The organism is Marivita hallyeonensis, assembly GCF_900129875.1.
GTDB lineage: Bacteria > Pseudomonadota > Alphaproteobacteria > Rhodobacterales > Rhodobacteraceae > Marivita > Marivita hallyeonensis.
The window spans coordinates 22,210-42,460 of sequence record NZ_FQXC01000011.1 but is presented as its reverse complement, the minus strand read 5'-3'; the positions used below and the strand labels follow the sequence as shown (position 1 = coordinate 42,460).

Here is a 20,251-nt window from a genome sequence, read left to right as displayed (position 1 = left end):
GCAGCTTCATCACCGCGTCGCTGGCCAACCGCACCGACAAGCGCGGGATCAGATAGGAGATGATCGCGCGTGTCGTAAAAAGCCCGAACACCACGGCGCAGACCCACACCAGATCGGACATCGCGCCACTTTCGAAAATCACCCGCAACCCGTCTTCCGTCAGTGCCAGGAACTGCTGGTAGACCACCCCCTGCACGGTGATCATCCCCAGCACTACCAAAAGCCAGGGCGCCTTGGATTTCAGGTAGTTGTCCCAGAACCAGCGGATATTGTCGCGGTCCAGCTCCGAGAACATTGGCCGCTTTTCCCGAGGCTCTTTTGGCGGTTTGGACTGGGCCATGCGAGGTTCCATCTGGATCGTGGACCTGCCTCTATCGCGAAAAGTAACCAAGGTCAGCCCCCGCCGTCGCCGCTTGCCATTGCCACAGAAACACCCAAGAACAGGCGGACACCATAAAGGGTGGCGAAACAGGCCGATGTCCCTGCGCAGACGGATCGAAAAATCAGCGGCATTCTCCGGCATTCCCGGCCGACTGGTCACACGGTATCTGGCGCTGTGTGATCGCCGCATCCGTTGGCAGGTCGAGGGGCGTGACGATCTTCTGGCGGCGCTGGCCGAAGGTCCGGTGCTTTTGATGATGTGGCACAGCCGGATGGTCATGGGTGCGCGTCATTGGCCCGACGACACAGCCCCGGCGTCCAGCCTACATCATCGCTCGCCCTTGGGGCGCATCTCGGGCGTGATGCAACACAAAGAGGGCATGACCCCCTTCGAGATGTCGGCCAAACGCTCCAACCTCGTGGCCTCGCGTCAGGTGCTCAGGCGGTTCCAAGATGGCATCAGCATCGTGATGACCGGTGATGGGCCGGTGGGCCCGGCTCACCAGTTACAGGACGCCGCACTCGATTGGGCCTGCCGTCTGGAAGCGCCGATCTTTGCCTACGCCTTTTCCGCCACACGCGGCTATCGAGCCAAAAGCTGGGACCGGCTGCTCCTGCCCTACCCCACCGGCCAGGGCGCCAAGGTCTTCGCCCGCTACACCGGCTCCCGCCCCGCCAATCGCGAAGAGCTACGCGCGCCCCTCACCGATTTCCTGACCGCCACCACCGCCCGCGCGGATAAATTAGTCGGTCGGCAACAGGCACTCTGAGACGCCCTGTTCTTTCGCGGCTCAACAGACACTCAGATTTGGACATTTCGAGGCGCCCCTATCGTATGTTCTCAGACCATCTCAACCGAGGGTGTCTTGCCGCACAGGCTGAACAAACCTGTGGGCGGAGAGGCCACACCAAACTTGTGCAACAATCGCACGGCGCATCATTGGTGCTTTGCAAGAAATCAAAAGCAGGGTGGAACTGGTGTTGGGAAAATCCTTCATGTTTCAATGGATCAGAAACGAATCATTTCCAAAGTGAGAACGCTGCTTCGTAGCATCGGCAAATGCCCCATTTCGCGCCAAATTTGTGGCTCTTCCACATCCAACGCGCCGAATATGACAGGAAATTGCGCATTCGCAGACGATTCTCTCCGCGCAAGACTGCGACATTTGCCATCGGCGAAATCCTGCTATATAGTGAACCACTGAACACCCCTGTCTCCACTCGGCAGGGTTGTGACCCCATTGCTGCCATTTGAGGGTAAACCCATGCTTGCAGAGCTGCATAAATCGACGCCCGAGGAAGCCAAGGAACAGCGCGCTACCCTTGGTATCTGGCTGAAGTCCCTGCGCGAGTCAGAAGGCCTGTCGCAGCGTGATCTCGCTGACCGGCTGTCGCTGGACTACTACACCTTCATTTCGCAGTTGGAGAACGGTCGCGGCAAGATCCCGGCGCACCGCTACGCGGAATGGGCTGTGGCGCTTGGACAAGAACCGAAAAGCTTCGTTCGGGAGCTTTTGCGTTACTACGAGCCGCTGACCTACCAGATCCTCTTTGAAGACGCGGGCTGACGTGAAGTCGGGGGCGTGATGGTAACGTATCCTGGCTGATACGGTGCACGGCCCAAGGCTCATCTTTACTGGATCGACATCACGATCAGCGGTACACTGCGAGACGATTTGAGACTGATCGGGACGATCCTTCCATGGCGAAAATCCTCACCTTCCGGAACAATGACGGGTCCACATCCGATCAGGGCTTTCTGACGGACGAAAACCAGACCCTGTCGTTCCGTACAACAGAGGATGGCGGGATCAGCCTCGGTCATTTGCAGGGTGGTGAGTTGTCCACGCTCTTCCCGGATCCCAAAAAGGACTGGAGCAATCAGGAACTGGCGGATCTCTTCCGGGTACGCCAGCTTCTCAGCGGGGCCAACGTGCCCGTGGAGACCGATCGTGGCATCACCGACGAAGGAGACCCCTGGTTCGTGTTCTGCCACGCCAATGGCGAGGTCTTCATCCACCTGTGCCGGATTGACGGGTGTTACCTGTTGGACAGTCCAAACGTCCTGCGTCCACTGCGCGGCGCGGATTTCAACGGCCTGATTGCCGATTTCACCAATCAGGCCCTGCCAACGCAGGACGGCGAAGAACCAACACAGCGCCGCGTGATCAAGCTCGAGCGCGGTGGCAAGGTGCGTCTGCATCCGTCCGCGATGCTGGCCGCGCTCATCTGGACCTTGTTTCTGGCCTCCGAAGAACTGGTGCTGCTGGCACCTGAAGATCCGGACGTCGACAGTGACGCATTGCTTGATTTCGACGGCATTTTCGCGGTCGAATCGTCGGAGGACACCGATCTTGACGTGATGTTCGAAGACGGCGTCGTGGACGTGGCACGTCTCTTGAACGACGAGGGTGACGAGGCGGAGCATGCCGCACCGGAAGTCCAGGGCCAGATGCGCGAGGCGATGCTGCAGCAGCAAGGCCTCACTGTTCAGAACAATGCCTTCACCATGGGGTTGAGCACCATCGCGATCGCGATGGGTTTCATGTCCGAAACCGTTCTCCTCGACAATCAGCGCAAGGTTCTGGAGAGCCTCAAGGAGCTGGGCTTCTCGAAATACGGGGCCGACGCCGAGCGGGTGGCCGAACTCGACATTCCCGCCGATGAAGAAGGCAGTGCGCTCCTGGCGATGCTGGCCGATTTCCTTGGGCTCGACCTGTCCCTCAACACCGATATGGCGGAAGCGCCCGAAACGGACGCTGACCCGTCGCAGCTACAGCAGGACCTGGCCGATTTAATGGGCAATGGAACGGCCACGGATGCCGCTCTGCCGTCTTCTGCCAAGGCGGCAAACTTGACGGCGGTCCGCAAAAAGGACGTCGATGCAGACGTCCCGATCGAAGTTGCCAAAACACCATCCGATGCCACCGACATGCTTGTTCCCGCAACAGGGGAAGACACGCTCTCGGCCGAAGCGGCACAGGACGGGGTGCCGTTGACGCTTTCGCAAATCGTTCAGGCTTGGCAGCCCAAAATGGAAGAATTCCAGCTGGGTCAGACCACGGTCAAAGCCAGCTTCGACATGTCAGACACGGACGCTTTCGCACTTTTCGACATGATCGACCGGCGTACCACGGACTTCCGCGAATTCGACGAAACGGCACAGCGCCTGATCGACTATCTCGAAGCCAAAGACGGCGAGTTCGGGATCATCGAACTGGCCAATGAGATCATCATGATCGACCGCACCGCCGTCACCGGCGGTGAGATCGAATACATGCACTGGGAAACCAACGATGGCATGATCATCTCATTGGTTGGACTGGCCTCTGATTTCGCCCAGTTCGATATGATCGCCTGATCGGGTCCACATGACGACAAGTAACTGGCGACCCGATTAGGTGCCGGTTTTTTTGTTTCCGGACGGGTCGGTTCCGACCCTATTCCTCGATCATGCTCTTGCGCACCGCATCCATCAGGGGCGAGACGATAAAGTTGGCCACCGTGCGCTCCCCGGTTGTGATGATCACATCTGCCGGCATACCAGCCGTCAGACGGCCCGCGATTTCCTCGGGAATATCATTCTCATCCACAGTGATCCGCGCCAGAAAATACGGTGCCTCATTTGTATTTTCCGGCGTGATGACATCCCCCGAAACCGTCTCGACCGATCCGAGCATGATTGGCGTGAGTTTCGTCTTGAACGCCGTGAAGCGCACTTCTGTCGCCAAACCTGGTGACACATTATCCTTGTCGATCGGGGACACCCGCGCGTTAACGATCAACTCCTCGTCCTCGGGCACCAGCTCCATCAAGATCTCGCCCGGACGGATCACCGATCCGACCGTATGCACCTTGAGGTTCTGGATGGTCCCGGATCCAGGCGCGCGGATTTCTGTCCGGTCGAGCACATCCTGAGCCACCTTGCGACGCTCCTGCAACTCGCTGATCTCTGCGCGGATCTGCTCCAGTTCGGTATTGGCGCGCTCGCGGTATTCCTGTGTCAGCTGCAGCACCTGCAATTCAGTTTCACCAATGCTGGCGCGCGCCTGCGCAATGTCCGAGATCACCTGACCCAGGTTGGCCTCGATCTCGATCAGTTCGTCCTCGCGCTGGCTTAGGACATTGCCCTGAATCAGACCGCGGCTTTCACCATCCCGCATCCGGTCCAGCATCTCGGTATAGTTGGTGATGCGGCGTTCAAAGGCGGATTTCTGAAGCTCCAGACCTTCGATCTGCACTTCGATCTGATCCACCCGTGCCGACAGAATATCCTCCTGCGATCTGAGGATCGAGCGGCGATCAGCAAACAGATCGCGCTGGTCCGCAACTACGGCGGTGACAGCCGGCGTGCCCCTCTCCACCACGTCAACCGGAAAACTCACGCTGTCATCCAGAGCACGTTCCGCCAGCAGACGGGCTTCTACGAGCCGTGCCACGTCCAGCCGGGTCGAAAAGACTTCAAGGTTCGACCGGGCTTCCACAGCGTTGAGGCGCAGGACCACTTCTCCCTGCTCGACCACGTCGGCCTCGGAAACGAGAATTTCCTCGACAATCCCACCCTCGAAATGCTGCACCACGCGACGATTGCCCTCGAGCGAGATCGTCGCCGGGGCAACGATGGCACTGTCGAGCTTGGCCACAGCGGCCCAGCTTCCCAGAACCCCGAAGGTGAGAAAGATCAGGACGTAACCTGCCAGCGCGACAGGCTTCGGACTTGGTTTCTTGGCCATGGGCGTTTCAGCTCCTCAAGAGCGGGTCGTCATTTGTTTCGGATCGGATCAGGCGCGTGGCTTGTCCGTCATGCTTACGACAGCCGGGGACTCCGCCGCCGCTGCCTCTGCCTTTTTTTTCTCGGCTGCCTGCTTGGCTTGCGCCTGTTGCTGCGCCTGCTGGGCAAAGATCTCGCGCGTTGGGCCAAATTTCTCGATCTGTCCGTTTACCAGCATCAGGGCCTTATCCGACAGGGCCAGAAGGTTGGCTTTGTGCGTCACAAGCACGATGGTCTTGCCGCGCTTCTTCAACTCCTGAATGCAGTTCGCTAGCGCCTGTTCACCATGCGCATCGAGATTCGAGTTGGGCTCATCGAGCACGATCAGGCTGGGTTCGCGGAACACTGCTCGTGCAAGGCCCACGCGCTGACGCTGACCGCCGGAAAGACCGTTGCCGCCATCCCCCACATCCGTGTCATACCCGTCGCTGAGCGTTGCAATCATCTCATGTGCGCCCGACAAAGTGGCCGCCGCGACGATCTCTTTATCCGCCACATTCTCGTTGAAACGCGCAATGTTTTCGGACACCGTACCGCGGAATAGCTTCACGTCCTGTGGCATGTATCCCAAGTAGCGGCCGAGTTGATTGCTATCCCAGTGGTGCAGCTCTGTCCCTTCGAGACGCACCGCGCCAGATTGCGGCTGCATAGCCCCGACAAGATGTCGGACAAGCGTCGATTTGCCGGACCCACTTGGTCCAATAACCGCCAGCACCTCGCCCTGATTGACGTTGAACGAAATGCCCTTGAGGATCGGCGCTTTTCCGCCCGGAGCCGTGGCGATCAGGTTCTGCACCACAAGGTTGCCCTTGGGGGCAGGCAACTCCATCCGCTGCTCTTCATCCCCAAGGTTGTCGAAAATCTCACCCAATCGTTTATGCGCCTGCCGCGCAGCCACAAATTGCTTCCACTGGCCTACAGCTTGTTCGACAGGGGCCAAGGCCCGGCCCATGACAATCGAAGCCGCAATCATAATGCCCGGCGAGATCTGTTGTTGGATCGCCAGATATGCGCCAGTACCAAGAATGGCGATCTGCAAGGACATACGCACGAACTTGGTCGACGCCATGATGGCACCCGCGCGGCCAGACGCCCGCGCCTGCGCATCAAGCACGTTGTCATGCTGCTTGAGCCAACGGTCTGTCAGCGGCTTTTCCATGCCAAGCGCGCGGATCACCTCGGCGTTCTGCACCGTGGTGTTGACGAAATGCGCGGCCCCCATATTGGCCGTGCCCGCCTCTTGCAAAAGACCCCTAGTGGCGAATTCGTTGGTTAGCGCGAGAACGAAGATGATGAGCGCACCAGCGGTCGCCACCCAGCCAAGCCACGGATGGAAGAGGAAACAGAGCGCCAGGAAGAGCGGCACCCATGGCGCGTCGAAGAAAGACAGGATGCCCTGCCCGGTCAGGAACTCCCTTACGCGGTCCACATCCTGCAACGTGGTATGCGCGCCTGAATTCGGCGCCAAGAGTTGCTTACGCACCACCCGGTTGAACGCCGGGTTGGCAAGCATGTCATCGAACTGCAACCCCGCCCGCACCAGCATTTTGGATCGGATGAATTCAAGGAATCCATAGGTGACCAGCAGCGCGACCGCGATGCCCGAGATCATCAGAAGCGTTAGTTCGTTCCGGCTCGCTAAGACGCGGTCATAGACCTGCAGCATGTAGAGCGGGCCGACAAACATCAGGAGGTTCGAGAAAAAGCTGAACACCACGGTGGCGAAGATAATCGCCTTGAACCGCCCGTATGCTTTTTTGAGGGGTGACGTAGCTTTCATGACAGCGAACGTCCTTTCGGCTTAAAGCGACCGAGGCCCACACAACCTGCGCGGGACACTCGAATATTGCGAACTCAATACACCAGACAGGGGTCCCATGCAATTCACCTGCGCCCCCTGCCCTACTGACAAGTGATGAAAAAACCGTATCCGCGCGTGCAGGCCTCAGACCACACGCAAAAGGATCAGGCGTCTTTCGGCAACGCGTTCTTCAGAGCTTGCGCATAGGCATTGCGCGCGGTTTGGGCTATTGCCAACTCGCGCTTCAGGTCTGCCACTTTGTCATCGCAATACTTGACGTTCAACATGTTGGTCCGCGCGTCTTCCGACAGAGCGTCGCTGTCATATTCCTTTCCATCAATGTTGATCTTGGCCATTTGTTGTCTCCTTGTGGTCAGCCACGTTCAAAACACCACGCTCTTAGACACTTCCGATTACGACCGCAAAGCGAAACTGGCCATTTGACTGTCTGGAGGCAACCACTCACTAAGACCTTGCGCTGCGATGTCTCGACGAAGAAGTCTTTCGTTCATCAGATCAGTCACATGACCAATTTTCAAAGGGTAAAACCCGTGTCATTCATGTCTAATCCACCACCCCCGACAAGAGGCGTTTGAACTGCGACTGCATCGTTTACCGAGAAGTATGCGGGAAAATGGGACATTGTCGGGTCGTTTCTGATCTGCAAGGTGTTGTCAGTCCCTGAGGTTTCAAGCTCCACGAAAGCGAATGTTTCGGTAACGCTATTAAAACGACCATACACGTCGTATTCGCCGACCTCCTCTCCCAACCGGGAGAAACCAGTTGCTTCTGCCGTTGACCCTTCACCTGGAGTCAGCACGATCGCCGGTATGTCGGCAGATGCGGAACCATCGTCTATGAAAGTGAAGTCGGTGATCGATGGATCAAGCGTCAGGGTCGTGCCTGATGGCAATGTTCCGTCCGCAATCAACGCCTGAAGCGGTGCTTGTAGAGCATTCACGAAACCTTGATGCGAACCAGCTAGGATCGCTTCAGGGGACTCTATTTTCACATCGATGGTTGAACCATCTGCATTGATGAAAGTGGCTCTTATACCATCAATGTCGATGTTGTTGAGGCGGTTTGGGTTACCGACCAACTCCGCATCCTCGTCCAATAAGAAATAGAAGAGCTTGTCATCGGAGAGGACGCGGCCGTAGACGTCGTACTCACCGATCGGCTCTTCGATACGCGTGAAGCCGGTCGCTTCGATGCGTGTGCCGTCACCCGATGTCAGAACGATCGCCGGAATGTCTTCCGAACGCGTGCCATCATCCGGGAAGGTAAAGTCGGTGACTGTCGGATCGAGTGTCAGAGTGGTGCCTGCCGGCAGGGTGCCGTCGGCAATCAGTTCCTGAAGACGCGGCTGAAGCGCGTTCACGAAGCCCTGGTGCGTGCCCGCCACGTTTGCCGCGATGTCGGACAATTCGACGTCAACCGCGCTTGCACCCTCGCCGATCGTGAAGCGGATACCGTCCACGTCGATGTTGTTCAGACGGTTGGGGTTGTCGACCAGTTCCGCGTCTTCGTCGAGGAGGAAGTAGAAGAGTCTTGAGACTATGTCTGAAGTATAGTTACTGAAGAATGCATCAATAGTCGATCTGGCAGCGATAATGGTCGTCGGATCATCTGTAACTGGTTCGATGACCGCAACCGCACTATTCTGTGCATCAGAATCATTCTGATAGTCGATATCTACATCGCGAGCCGCGTCAGTCCATGCAGAAGCCACTGTGACTTTGTTCAGTATTGTTGCGCGGTCGGTACCATCGGCATTATCGATGATCGCCAAAATTATCTCACCAATGTCGATGGAACCCGGTTCGCCATTTATAGCTCTGATCAGAACGGGATTCCAAAAATCCAAATCAACTGATGCAGGAGGACGATTAAAAAGATTGAGATACACCTCAGACAAAAATGCGCTAACCCCTTCAGTGGTCGGATTATCCAAGAACTCATACACACTGAGCGTTTCGGGTTGGGTCGAGAAATCTATTGCAACGTCCGAAAGGCTGATCGCGGGATTATCTACCGCGTTTTCCCAGAAGTCCTCGCCAGTTGGATCAGCAGCACGATCATAATAGCCGAGATAAATTATCGCCACCTGCTCTCTCGTGGGCAGCAAAGCAACGAGTTTGTCACCAATTGCGGAGAAATTGCCTAGTTGCGGCATCGTGGCAGACGGCATGCCAATATCAAAAATCGTGTCATAGCCAAGGTCCTCAAGCGAGGCGACGGTCATGGCGGATGTGAAATCGGCACTTCCACCGAAGCCTGTCATCAGTTCATCCGTGAACGTGTCTTCGTCCCAATGCCCGCCAGCGGTTCCCGGACCAAAGTCTGTTTCCACGGGAACTCCAAACGCTGAGTTCGCATCGGTAGCCGCAATACTGGCAAACTCAGCATTATAGGCGGCCACCGCATTCTCGCCTGTGAAGCGCAGATCCGGGCCTGGGGTGATCAAGCCAAGCAACTCCCAAATCGTTCCGTAGCCAAGTGCGTGCAGCATCTCGTGCGCAACGGTTTCTGCGAAAGTGCCATCGGCCAACTCCCGATCCACATCGGCTGTGTCGAAGATCATAGTGCCCGTCGTAGGCAAAAACGATCCAGGCCGCAGATCGTCTGGACCTGCGAAACCGACGGTGCCGAACGGACCGTCAATCGCTTCGACTTGAGCCGTAATGCGGATATCATCCACCAACCCATCGTCCGGGATGTCTCCAACGATGATTGAAGACAGATAGTCCGCAGCTGTCTCGAAAGCGGTGCGTTGTGCGGTCGAAAACGTGCCTTCGAAGACCACTTCAATATTGAAGGCCGATACCACACCATTTCCGCCCAGGCCCGAGACATAGCTGTTTCCCGGGGTCACCGATGTATCCAGAACGGAGATGTTGGCGGTGGCTTCCCCGTTGTCGAGGGATACCGTCAGCGTCTCAACACCTTCCGTCAACGCGTCGGCAACTGTCTGCACAGTGATATTGGCCGTTCCGCCGGCACCGACCGTCGCAATACCAGTTAACGGTCCTGAAATATCAGCAGCACTGATGCCGGTAAGTGTGTACGCGATGTCCGTGCCAGGGTCGACATTTGTCGTGATCAGCGTAAACGTGGCGGTGGCTCCCTCAGATACCGATGCGGTATCTGCCGTAAGCACATAGGTTTCCTGCGGTTCTACAGGCGGCATTGGACCTACGCCAACGGACCCGTCTTCCCTCACCTCCCCGACGTTTGACGCGCTGTTGGGCCCTGCCCCAGGCCCAGGCACACTGGTTCCAAACGCTGTGGCAGTCTCGAAAAACGTTTGCGGTGTGCCTGCGGTAGGGTCCAGCGGTGTCCCTCCGAACACAAACGTATAAAGAGCCGGATTTCCGATCAGGGTCACGGTATTCCCGTTGATCGTGAACTGGACACCATCAGACAAAAACAACGCATCCGTGATGGTCAGCCCGGTCGGCAGATTGATCGTGCTAAACTGGTTGTCGGTGAGTGTCACATCTCCGCTAAGCGAATTCAGGATCGTGTAGGTATCCGTCCCCCCGAAATCGATGAAGGAAGACGTCGCCCCATCGATATTGATGTTGTCGTTCCCGGTGCCAAGGGTTGCCATACCAATTCCTTTTTCAAATGAGGCACCTAAGACGGCGCTGTTTTGTATGCAAAAAGTCTAGACCAGGCACCCAAAAGCACCAACAGAATTTCAAGCTAAGCAGATGGACGTAAAAATAACGAACAAACAATTTTGCTTACGCATTTCGTCAGAAAAGAAAGTGACCGCACCTTCATTTTGGCACATGCAAAGAAAAGGGGCGCCGGAGCGCCCCAGATCATGTCTCGCAATGTACCGTCTTTAGAAGATGAAGTTGTCGCCCGACAGTTCGGTCACACCCGTCAGCTCAATCGCCATGTCGGCGTTGTCCAGCGTGCCGCTGCCGTCAATGTCAACGTACAGCGTGCTGGTTGACGTATCGAGAACCGCCTCGGCCGTTCCGCCACCGCTCAGCGATGTCAGAACCTGACCGTATCCACCGGCTTCACCAAGATAGGTACCGACACCAGCCGTGATGCCAAACAGATCGATGATATCGTCGATCACATCATCCGCGTCGACATCACCATCGGTGTCCACATCGTCTGTCGACTGAACCGCGACTTGGAAACCAGTGATGGTATCCACCATAACGCCCTGCGACTCAGACACAGCTGTGTAGATAATCACGTCGACATCGTCTTCGGTCACACCAGCGCCCAGCGTGATGTCATCAGCGCCATCGCCACCAGTGACGGAGTTTCCGCCGTTACCAACGGAGATCGTGTCATCCTGCGCAGAACCGATCACGTCGTCTTCACCATCGCCAACTGTGATCGTCACAGATTCGCCCGACGAGGACACGTCGATCGACAGCCCCGCGTCAAAGCCGGAAGCATCAACGGTTTCCAGCGCTGTCAACGTGCTGGGATTGGTCGTCATATCGAGGGACGATTCACCAGAGATGTTCAGTGTCACAGCCTCTGCTGCATCGATCTGAAGGTCGTTGAAATCAACAGTATCATCTGTGTCTTCTTCGTCGGACACAATATTGATGGTTTCAACATCACTGATATCGATGTCGTCAAAGCTGTCGCCATCTTCGCTCAGCAAGACGAGTGTCAGACTATCGTCATCGGATCCAGGATCACCGGCACCATCCACGATGATGTCGATATCGGTGTTACCCGTCCCGACTTCAGTGATGGTCACCGTCGCACCGTCATTCACCGTCAGGCTGCCGCCCGTGGTGTAGCCGTCGATTGTGACATCGTCTGCCAGACCCCAAGTCGTCGCATCAACGACGTCCGCGCCAAAGCTCACCAACGACAGCGCCTCGAAGTTCGAAATCGCATCGGTGACTTCAAGGCTTGCAGCAGCCACGTTGGTTTCCGACAATACTGCGTCTGAGGCATCGATTTCGAACGTGTCGAACCCGGCGCCGCCGTCGAAAGACTGCAGGATGAACGTGCCACCGGTATCCAGATCGAAGTCGTCAAATGACCCAATGATGTCATCGCCAGAGCCACTGACCACCGACAGAAGCTCATCCGGGCTCCCACCAGTGCCGACAGAAATGTCGAGCATACCTGTCGCCCCAGAGGCATCCAGATCGAAGCCTTCGTTGTCGCCATTGATATCGAAGACGACATTCCCGGCACCGGTGATGGTCATTTCGACTTCACCATCGTCGTGAACATCAAATTCACCGCTAGCTGTATCTGGATCGATGATAAAATCAGCATCCGCCACGATGGTGATGATCTGAGTCGTGTCATCATCGACGTCGCTATACACATCGAAATCGTCGAATTCGGAATCACCCGTCACGTTGATCGTGATGTTCTCGAACCCGTACATGTCGACTTCGTTGCTGTCGTCACTATCCATCACGCCATTCAGGTTGAAGATGACCGAATCCATCGTGGTGCCACCATCGCCGGAAGAATCGTCCGCATAGGCTTCGATGTAGATACCATCGACATTTTCGATGTTATATTCGAGGTTCACGGTGTCCGCAGTCGCAGCGGTACCGTTATCCTCTACATACGTGTAGATCTCAGAGTAGTTGTTTTCGGTGACGATGTTCGCGATGTTGTACTGAGCGAAGATCGATGCGTTGTCCGCGTCGAGATCGATGTATTCTTCCATGTAGAAGTCTTCGGAAGAACCATCGTCCGTCGTGAAGTTCTGCGCCGTTGTCGAGATGTTCAGCTCGGTTGCGTTGCTGAAATACGCGTAGTTGTAGAACTCGATATCGTCGTTGTTCGTTGCCGTATCGATGTTCTCGAAAAGGTTGTTCTGCGCGACAGACCCGGACAAAGAACTGTACAGGCCATCATCGTTGCGCGTCACATCAGAGTTGTCAGCGATCGCATTCGTGACGGTAAGATCGGCATCTTGACGCAAATTGTCGATGTCAACATCACTTGAATGCACAGTGTCTGCGAAATCAACAGTCGCCATCTCGATCATCTTGTTGGCAAAGTTGAAATCCTGAGTACCAGTATTCGGATCGACGTTGAGAATGGTGACATTTTCAACATTCGTCAGCGTCCGACCAGCAAGAGTAAAGTCTTGTTCGTCATTGGCCAGCTGCAGCGTGTCGATGCCGTCGCCGCCGTCGACGTTGTCGCCGACCGTCCATGTATCGTTGTCACCGAAGATCGTGTCGTTGTTGGCTGTGCCAGGAACAACGTCGACGCCGGTTGTCAGGATGAAGGTTTCACCGCCACCGTCGATAACTGCGGTTGTGACCGGAGCAAGAGCTGTGCCGTCAACCGATGCGGAGACAGAGAAGTTTTCCGACAGTTCGGTGATCGTATCGTTGAGGGATTCGACATCGAACTCGGCTGTTGTATCGCCAGCCAGAATGGTCACGGTGACTTCCGTGAAGGCACCCTGTGCAAAGTCATTCAGGTTGGTATTGTTCGTACCTTGATCTGGTGCGGCAGGATCGCCTGCGACCAATTGGAACGTAACATCCGTGTCCACAAGTACAGGCTTGCTCGCCGTCACTGTGAAGGTCGCACTTGCGCCTTCATCAACAGTAGCGGGGCCAGTCAGGTCAAAGGTCGGAGGCGCAAACGCTTCGACTTGTGCTTCTGCGCTGACCACTTCAGCATCTGCAGTTGCCTGAGCAGCTTCGGCCGCAGCAACAGCGGCAGCCGCTTCTGTGTCATCGGCGCCATCTGCTGTGTTTGCAGCAGCTGCAGCAGCTTCATCAGCAGCTGTTTTTGCGGCGTCCGCCGCCGCTTTAGCAGCATCTGCAGCAGCTTTATAAGCTTCGGCAGTCGCGAGATCAGTCACTGCTGCTTCAGCAGCGTCTGCATCCGCCTGAGCGGCAGTCGCCGCGGCAAGAGCCGCATTCGCCGCAGCAATGGCCTCAGCATAAATTTCTTCAGGAGTTTGCCCGGTACCGACAGTGCCATCATCATTCACATCACCTGTGTTTGTGGCGGCGTTCGGACCCTCGCCTGGTGCTGGGAGCGTCGTACCAAAAGATGTCGCCGTCTCGGCAAATGTCTGCGGTGTCCCCGCTGTCGGGTCGATAGGTGTTCCGCCAAACACAAAGGTCATGAGTGACGGGTTGCCGATGATTGTTACGGTGTTACCGTTGATTGTGAACAGTACACCGTCAGCCAAAAACTGAGCATCATCAACGGTCAGTCCGGTTGGTAGATTGATGGTCCCCCCATCATTATCGGTGATTGTGACATCTGCACTAAGCGTGTTGAGCAGTGTGTATGTGTCGGCACCACCAAAGTCGACGAAACTTGGATCGCCTCCGTCGATGTTGATGTTGTCGTTTCCAGTACCGAGAATTCCCATCTCTGATCCCTCTTTAATTAATCCGTTGGACTTTCTTACTGGCGACCGAGCGTAAGGCCGCCAGTAAGGTTTGTACAGCGCTTACACAACTTCGACGTATGCACCGCCGCCGAGCGTCGCGTCGGTGATGCCCACCAACGTTACGACCGCCGGATCAATCGTGTCGGCAGGATTGTCATCTTGGAAGTTGATGGTGGTTTCACCAGCGAACCCGTTGGAAGCAACAATTGCACCGCCTGCGCCGTTGATCAGGGTCGCCACAGTCTGCGGTGTTACGTTCGCATCGTCGAAGCGCAGGATGTCTTCTGCCGGATCGAAACCGGTGATGGAGACAACTGCATCGCTCGACAGTGCGCTGCCGGAGGTGCTGTCGTATTCGAGGACGAACACTTCAGCAGTTCCTGCAGCAGCCGTCACAGCAGCTTGGCCGGACAGGTCAACAACAGTGGCACCGCCACCGCCGCCGCCGCCGCCACCGCCGCCGCCACCGCCGCCCGGCGGAGGTGTCACGGCGCCGCCAAGACCAGCGGCCAAGAGGCCAGCGTAATCCGCCGAACCGACAAGGTTAGCTGCAGACAGACCGGTCAGCGAGTCGCCAAAGTCCATGCTGCCCAACAGGTTGGCCGAAACCTGACCGTTGTTGGTGCTGTCAGTATCGTTGGACGCATCACCGTTCCAGGACAGTTCGAACACCTTGTACTCACCATCGTTGTCCGCGTTCTCGACCATAAGGATCGATTTCGCAGCACCGTTGATAAGCTGATCAGTATTTGCAGTTTCCGCATACTCATCATCAGCGTTCGCAGCAGTCGCATTCAGGTTACCGAAGCTCGAGTCTCCGTCAAAGCCTGTGAAGCCGCCACCGTTATTGAACAGCTGTTCAATAACGCTCGCCGACAGAGCCGCGAATGTCTCGCCTGCGTCGTCGGTGTTGTCGAATGTGACAACGGAGACTTCGTTGGCTTGAACATCTGCAGTGTCGTTGTCGAGGGTGACCGGGATCAGCGTATCAGAGTCCGGACCAGGCGCCGCAGAGAGGTTCTGCATACTGGTCAGGTACGCGGAGAAGTCAAGGAAATCGATCCCAGCATTCACTGTCGACGCTGCACCCGCAGTGGTGAAGTTCATCACTGTATCGTCACCGATGTTGCTGCCAGTCAGAACAACTGTCTGGTTGCTTGCACCGTTGATGAACGCATTGTTGCTGCTCAGCGTGAACGGGATAACTGCGTCAGCAATTGCGTCTGTGGACAGAACGATCACATCATCGCCGGCACCGCCGTCGATCGTGTTGTCCTGCTCATAGATGCTCGCTGTGCCTGCTGTATGCAGGTTGTCATCCGCCGAGTTGGCACCTGTTGCAACACTCAGACCATCGTACCAAGCGTTTGCTGTTCCGCTGGAGGTCAGATCACCAGCTTCACCAGCAGGCGTTCCGGCCTGGTAGTTTGCAGGTGTCGCAAACGAGGTTGTGCCCCAGAGGTTTGTCAACGTCAGATCAGAGTTGCTGAACACTTGCTGTGCTTCACTCAGAACAGCGTTAGCGTAGCTTTCTGTATCTGCGTCACGCTGATCAATGTCGATACGAAGATCGATCGGTGCGAAGTTGCCCGACGTCAGCGAAGAGACGACTACGGTGTTATTCGCACCCATGGAAGCAACAAGAAGCTTACCGAGAACGTCATCATTGTTGATCGCGTCAATCACGGCTGCGTTCACATCACGCTGATCACCGTAATACTCATTACCGTTGATCAGAGATTCGATGGTCGAAGAAGCTTCGTAACCATCATCACCCGCGACAGCACCAGCAGCGGCAACAGCCATGACACCACCACCTGCCGCAAGATCAGCAAGACCTGCACCAGAGAGCGTGACAGTAACGGTTGCGCCACCGACGTAGGCAAGAGATGTCTGAACACCCGGCAAGTCGTCAGGTGCGCTCAGACCGATACCACCCTGAGCATCTGCACGGATGTTGTCGAAGTTGAACGCCCAGACCGCATTTTGGCCAGCTGGGTTTGCAGCACCATCTGTGTAGATCGTGTCGTTGCCTTCACCAGCGCGGATGTTGGCATTGCCCACGTCTTGACCGAACGCATCGTCGTCGATGGTGATCGTGTCATTACCTGCGCCAGTCTCAACAAGAACGTTGTCCAGAATTGCCTGGTTCAGCTGCTCGTTTTGGCCAGGAGTTGTGTCGAGGTCGAAATCGATCAACACGCTGTCGTCACCACCGCCGGTGGAGATATTCACGCTCGATCCGGCAAAATCCAGAGCATCGCCGTCAATAAGCATGTTGATCGAGTCATTGCCGCCACCGGTTGTGACGGAATAAGCCTGATCCACCTCATTACCATCAAGCAGAAGACCAAGAGTAACGTCTCCGCCACCTTGCGCAGTGATTGTGTTAGCGTTGGTGATACGGCCCGCATTGTTTGCCGCATCAATATCACCCAGGGTCAAGTCACCCAAGAACGCATCTGCGTTGATCAACTGGAGATCGCCGCTTTCGACGTTTGCATTGGTGTCCTGATCGAAGCCGTTCCGGACTGTCAGGCTGGCAAAAGTATCGCCTTGCGCAAACATTGCGTCTGTCGCGATGTAAACTTCGCGCAGCTCGTTCCCGGTGGAAGTGATGGTGCCGACGTTGGACGGCTTGGTCATACCACCGTTCGGGTCATCATTGCCCGCGCCCTTCACATTGATGTTGAACACCTCAATACCGTCGGCAATGCCGTCCGGAGTATTTTCGGATTTGCCGCCAACAACAAGGTCACCACCTTCACCGCCACGGCCGGCTTTATGAAGGTCAATATCGACAGAGATAGGCTGGTCTTCGACTTCATTGACCGAGTTGAAACGGCCGTAAACGTCGTACTCGCCAATTGGCTCTTCGATACGGGTGAAGCCGGTCGCGATAACCGGAGAACCGTCACCTGATGTCAGAACGATTGCCGGAATGTCATCCGAACGAGAACCATCGTCGAGGAAGGTGAAGTCCGTAACCGTCGGGTCTAGTGTCAGAGTTGTGCCAGCTGGAAGAGTGCCGTCAGCGATCAACGCCTGAAGTGCAGGCTGCAGCGCGTTCACAAAGCCCTGGTGGGTGCCCGCAACGTTGGCTGCGATATCTTCGATGATAACGTCAACCGGACCATTGCCGCGATCGATGGTGAAACGGATACCGTCCACGTCGATGTTGTTCAGGCGGTTCGGGTTATTTGCGAGTTCCGCGTCTTCGTCCAAAAGGAAGTAGAAGATCTTGCCTTCGGCTTCCTGACCCGACAGCAGATAGTCGTTGTCGAACAGAACTTCGAGGTCGGATGCGTCATCGTCTGTGTTGAAGTTGTCGGTGTGATCCATCGTGATGGTGATTTCGGACGTGTTGCGCGCCGAGCCATCATCACTTGTTTCTTTCGTGGTCAGGTTCTCGATCTTCAGATCGCCATCGGAGTAGTAGGAACCGATTTCATCGTGACCCACGATATGCTTGGCATCAACGATAATGGTATCAAGATCGTTTGCACCATCTTCGGTGTCATCACGGGCTTCAATATCGATCTCTTCGATGCTTGTCAGACGCGGCTGGATATCAGTCCGCGAAGAGGAACCATCGTCAGCAGTTGCACCCAGGAACTCTTTGCTCAGCTCCGCGTACAGGCGGTCGTTTCCGCCGGCGCCATCCAGACGGTCAGCGGACGAAAGCGAATTGGACACACCGCCAGCAAACGGGTTTTGCTGGATGTATCCCAAGAAGGAATCGTCGTCCGCTGTACCTGTTTCGACGTCGGTCGCCGATGTGAGGAAAAATTCATCGCCCTCAACACCGCCTGTCGGACCAAAGAAGGCATCAATGGTGGCCTTGGCTGTAACGACAGTCGAAGCTACGTCGGTAACACCCTCAATGATCGACTTCGCACTATTCTGAACCGATGTGCTGAGACTGCCGAAGGCATCCGTCTCGCCAGCCGCCTCGGCCGCGTCGGTCCAAGACGTCGCAACCTCGATCTTGTTCAGGATGGTGGTGAGGTCATTACCTTCCGCCGAGTTCTGAGCGCCACCGATGATCGACAGGATAATTTCGCCAACCGAGATGGCGCCCTGGTCCCCATTGATAGCGGCGATGAGAGCGGCGGACCAGAAATCCAAGCCAGCCTGATCGGGCGCGCGATTGAAGAGGTTCAGGAACACTTCTGTGATGAAAGCGTTCGCCTCTGCAACGGAGGGATTATCTAGAAACGGATACGCCGCCAGAGTTTCCGGCTGCGTCGCGAAGTCGCTTGCGATATCTTCCAGGCTGAGATTGGGATTGGCAACTGCCGTTTCCCAAAAGTTCGCGCCATCCGGTTCGGCTGCACGGTCGTAATAGCCGATATAGATTGCTGCAACCTGTTGGTCGGCTGACAGCGTGCTTAGGTCGAGAGCCATAGCTTATCTTCCTCTTAAATTTTGGTGCCCGATTTATTCGGCCCCATCAACGATCGTTGTTGTCCCTTCCTGCGCCTTACGCGACGGGTACAACCTCCAGAAGAGAACGCACCACGCCCTGCAAAACCGGCAGGGTTCAACTGGAATAGGCTTCTAAACGGTCGATTCCTATTCAACAAGGAGAAACGTATAGCAAAACACATACCCCTGTACAGTGGTTTATATACCCTTTTAGGGAGATACGGCAAGTTGTTGATTTAAAATCATAATTCAAATTTCACCCCGAACAGACGTGACCAATCCGCAACAATTTGCCTACCCGCGAGCCATGCGACGGGGCTGACACCGTGGTGCAAGGTGTCCCTGGAAGGCGGCTCAAACGCCTCTGGAAAATATTACCGGATATTTTAGATTACCGGATAAACAAAATTATTGGATATTCAAAATTATCCGGTTATAGGAATTATCGGATAATTACAAATGAGCAGGACATTTCCATGCCAACCATCGTCGTCGCATCGCCCAAGGGCGGTGCCGGAAAATCCACCACAGCCGTCCTCTTGGGCACTGAATTGGCACATGAAAACGTGCCCGTGACCCTGCTGGATTGCGACCCGAACAGGTCATTGACCCTGTGGGCTGACCAGGCGGATGTGCCAAGGAACATCACCGTACTGTCGGACATCACTGAGGCCGATATCGTGCGCACGATCAAGGCGCATGATGCGGACGGGCAGGTGGTGATTGTCGACCTCGAAGGGGTCGCTTCGCGGCTTGTCTCCCGCGCCATTTCACAGGCCGATCTGGTGCTGACACCGATGCGGGCCACCACGCTCGATGCCACCATCGGCGCGCGCGCGATTCAGCTCATCGCCGAAGAGGAAGAGGCGCTCGACCGTCGCATCCCCCATGCCGTCGTCTTCACCATGACCAAGGCGATCGTGTCGAAACAGCACAAGGGGATCGAGATATCGCTGCGCCAGCAGGGAGTCGACGTGATCGACCCGCCGCTGATGGAACGCGCGGCCTTTTCCGGGCTCTTCGCCTTCGGTGGCGATCTGCATTCGATGCCCCCCATGGGCAATATGGACAGCGCCCGCGACAATGCCCGCGCCTTTGCCATGCAGGTCTACAAACGCCTCGCGGGGGAGGGATAGGCGTATGTCCGACAAAAACCCCTTTGGCATCTCCATCACGCCGGGAAAGCTGCGTGCCAAACCCAAGGATACAAGTCCCAAAACCGTCGCCAAGACTGACGCCGCTGCAGAAAAACACGGGTTCACGGACCGCAGCCCGAAAAAACGCCGGGGTCGCAAACCCAGTCCGCGCACCGGGCAGGTTCACGCCAAGGTGATGCCTGACGTTGCGCGCGAAATTGGTGACGAGGCGCGCGCCCGCGGTGTCCAGCAAGGGGTGCTGATCGAGGAAGCCTGGGCGCTCTACAAGGCGGAAAACGACCTGTAAGACAGAGAGCCCCCTCTTGAATGGGGCGGCGGGATGGGCGATG

The 20,251-nt window shown here is 56.2% G+C and carries 11 protein-coding genes and 1 pseudogene; 5 read left to right on the top strand and 7 right to left on the bottom strand.

The window, feature by feature from the left end; translation table 11 throughout:
• Positions 1-340 (bottom strand): annotated as a pseudogene (locus tag BUA42_RS20285) (ABC transporter ATP-binding protein); the annotation flags it as partial.
• Positions 341-476: 136 nt separating this feature from the next.
• Between BUA42_RS20285 and BUA42_RS20280 the strand changes: the two are divergent.
• From BUA42_RS20280 to BUA42_RS20270, 3 genes are all read left to right on the top strand, one after another.
• Positions 477-1,151 carry a lysophospholipid acyltransferase family protein gene (locus BUA42_RS20280; protein WP_072780176.1) on the top strand — a complete coding sequence of 225 codons (675 nt, stop codon included), beginning with the start codon at positions 477-479 and terminating at the stop codon, positions 1,149-1,151.
• A 495-nt stretch (positions 1,152-1,646) separates the two neighbouring features.
• Entirely contained in the window at positions 1,647-1,949 is a 303-nt protein-coding gene (locus tag BUA42_RS20275) for a helix-turn-helix domain-containing protein (protein ID WP_072780175.1), read from the top strand.
• A 134-nt stretch (positions 1,950-2,083) separates the two neighbouring features.
• Positions 2,084-3,742 (top strand): hypothetical protein, encoded by a 1,659-nt coding sequence (locus tag BUA42_RS20270; RefSeq protein WP_072780174.1) that lies wholly within the window; start codon positions 2,084-2,086, stop codon positions 3,740-3,742.
• 79 nt (positions 3,743-3,821) lie between these two features.
• On the opposite strand, the gene BUA42_RS20265 is transcribed toward BUA42_RS20270, so the two are convergent.
• The 6 genes from BUA42_RS20265 to BUA42_RS20240 form a co-directional block, all read right to left on the bottom strand.
• Positions 3,822-5,114 carry an HlyD family type I secretion periplasmic adaptor subunit gene (locus tag BUA42_RS20265; protein WP_072780173.1) on the bottom strand — a complete coding sequence of 431 codons (1,293 nt, stop codon included), beginning with the start codon at positions 5,112-5,114 and terminating at the stop codon, positions 3,822-3,824.
• A gap of 48 nt (positions 5,115-5,162) precedes the next feature.
• Positions 5,163-6,932 carry a type I secretion system permease/ATPase gene (locus BUA42_RS20260; protein WP_072780172.1) on the bottom strand — a complete coding sequence of 590 codons (1,770 nt, stop codon included), beginning with the start codon at positions 6,930-6,932 and terminating at the stop codon, positions 5,163-5,165.
• A gap of 185 nt (positions 6,933-7,117) precedes the next feature.
• Complete coding sequence (locus tag BUA42_RS20255) at positions 7,118-7,309, bottom strand: DUF6447 family protein (RefSeq protein ID WP_072780171.1); 192 nt, start codon at positions 7,307-7,309, stop codon at positions 7,118-7,120.
• Positions 7,310-7,488: 179 nt separating this feature from the next.
• Positions 7,489-10,566 (bottom strand): leishmanolysin-related zinc metalloendopeptidase, encoded by a 3,078-nt coding sequence (locus tag BUA42_RS20250; RefSeq protein WP_072780170.1) that lies wholly within the window; start codon positions 10,564-10,566, stop codon positions 7,489-7,491.
• Positions 10,567-10,806: 240 nt separating this feature from the next.
• Positions 10,807-14,316: a beta strand repeat-containing protein gene (locus tag BUA42_RS20245; RefSeq protein WP_072780169.1), complete on the bottom strand. Its 3,510-nt coding sequence runs from the start codon at positions 14,314-14,316 to the stop codon at positions 10,807-10,809.
• An 81-nt stretch (positions 14,317-14,397) separates the two neighbouring features.
• On the bottom strand, positions 14,398-18,465 hold the full coding sequence (locus BUA42_RS20240; RefSeq protein WP_218588656.1) for a beta strand repeat-containing protein: 4,068 nt from the start codon (positions 18,463-18,465) through the stop codon (positions 14,398-14,400).
• A 776-nt stretch (positions 18,466-19,241) separates the two neighbouring features.
• Here BUA42_RS20240 and BUA42_RS20235 point away from each other — a divergent pair.
• Positions 19,242-19,901, top strand: coding sequence for a ParA family protein (locus BUA42_RS20235; protein ID WP_072780167.1), 660 nt, complete (start codon positions 19,242-19,244; stop codon positions 19,899-19,901).
• A gap of 4 nt (positions 19,902-19,905) precedes the next feature.
• On the top strand, positions 19,906-20,208 hold the full coding sequence (locus tag BUA42_RS20230) for a chromosome partitioning protein ParB (protein WP_072780166.1): 303 nt from the start codon (positions 19,906-19,908) through the stop codon (positions 20,206-20,208).
• Positions 20,209-20,251: the final 43 nt, after the last annotated feature.

What these genes read in the sequence shown, in the direction of transcription:
- BUA42_RS20280 (WP_072780176.1), top strand. Translation starts at nt 477, where the DNA reads ATGTCCCTGCGCAGACGGATCGAAAAATCAGCGGCATTCTCCGGCATT.
- BUA42_RS20275 (WP_072780175.1), top strand. Translation starts at nt 1,647, where the DNA reads ATGCTTGCAGAGCTGCATAAATCGACGCCCGAGGAAGCCAAGGAACAG.
- BUA42_RS20270 (WP_072780174.1), top strand. Translation starts at nt 2,084, where the DNA reads ATGGCGAAAATCCTCACCTTCCGGAACAATGACGGGTCCACATCCGAT.
- BUA42_RS20265 (WP_072780173.1), bottom strand. Translation starts at nt 5,114, where the DNA reads ATGGCCAAGAAACCAAGTCCGAAGCCTGTCGCGCTGGCAGGTTACGTC.
- BUA42_RS20260 (WP_072780172.1), bottom strand. Translation starts at nt 6,932, where the DNA reads ATGAAAGCTACGTCACCCCTCAAAAAAGCATACGGGCGGTTCAAGGCG.
- BUA42_RS20255 (WP_072780171.1), bottom strand. Translation starts at nt 7,309, where the DNA reads ATGGCCAAGATCAACATTGATGGAAAGGAATATGACAGCGACGCTCTG.
- BUA42_RS20250 (WP_072780170.1), bottom strand. Translation starts at nt 10,566, where the DNA reads ATGGCAACCCTTGGCACCGGGAACGACAACATCAATATCGATGGGGCG.
- BUA42_RS20245 (WP_072780169.1), bottom strand. Translation starts at nt 14,316, where the DNA reads ATGGGAATTCTCGGTACTGGAAACGACAACATCAACATCGACGGAGGC.
- BUA42_RS20235 (WP_072780167.1), top strand. Translation starts at nt 19,242, where the DNA reads ATGCCAACCATCGTCGTCGCATCGCCCAAGGGCGGTGCCGGAAAATCC.
- BUA42_RS20230 (WP_072780166.1), top strand. Translation starts at nt 19,906, where the DNA reads ATGTCCGACAAAAACCCCTTTGGCATCTCCATCACGCCGGGAAAGCTG.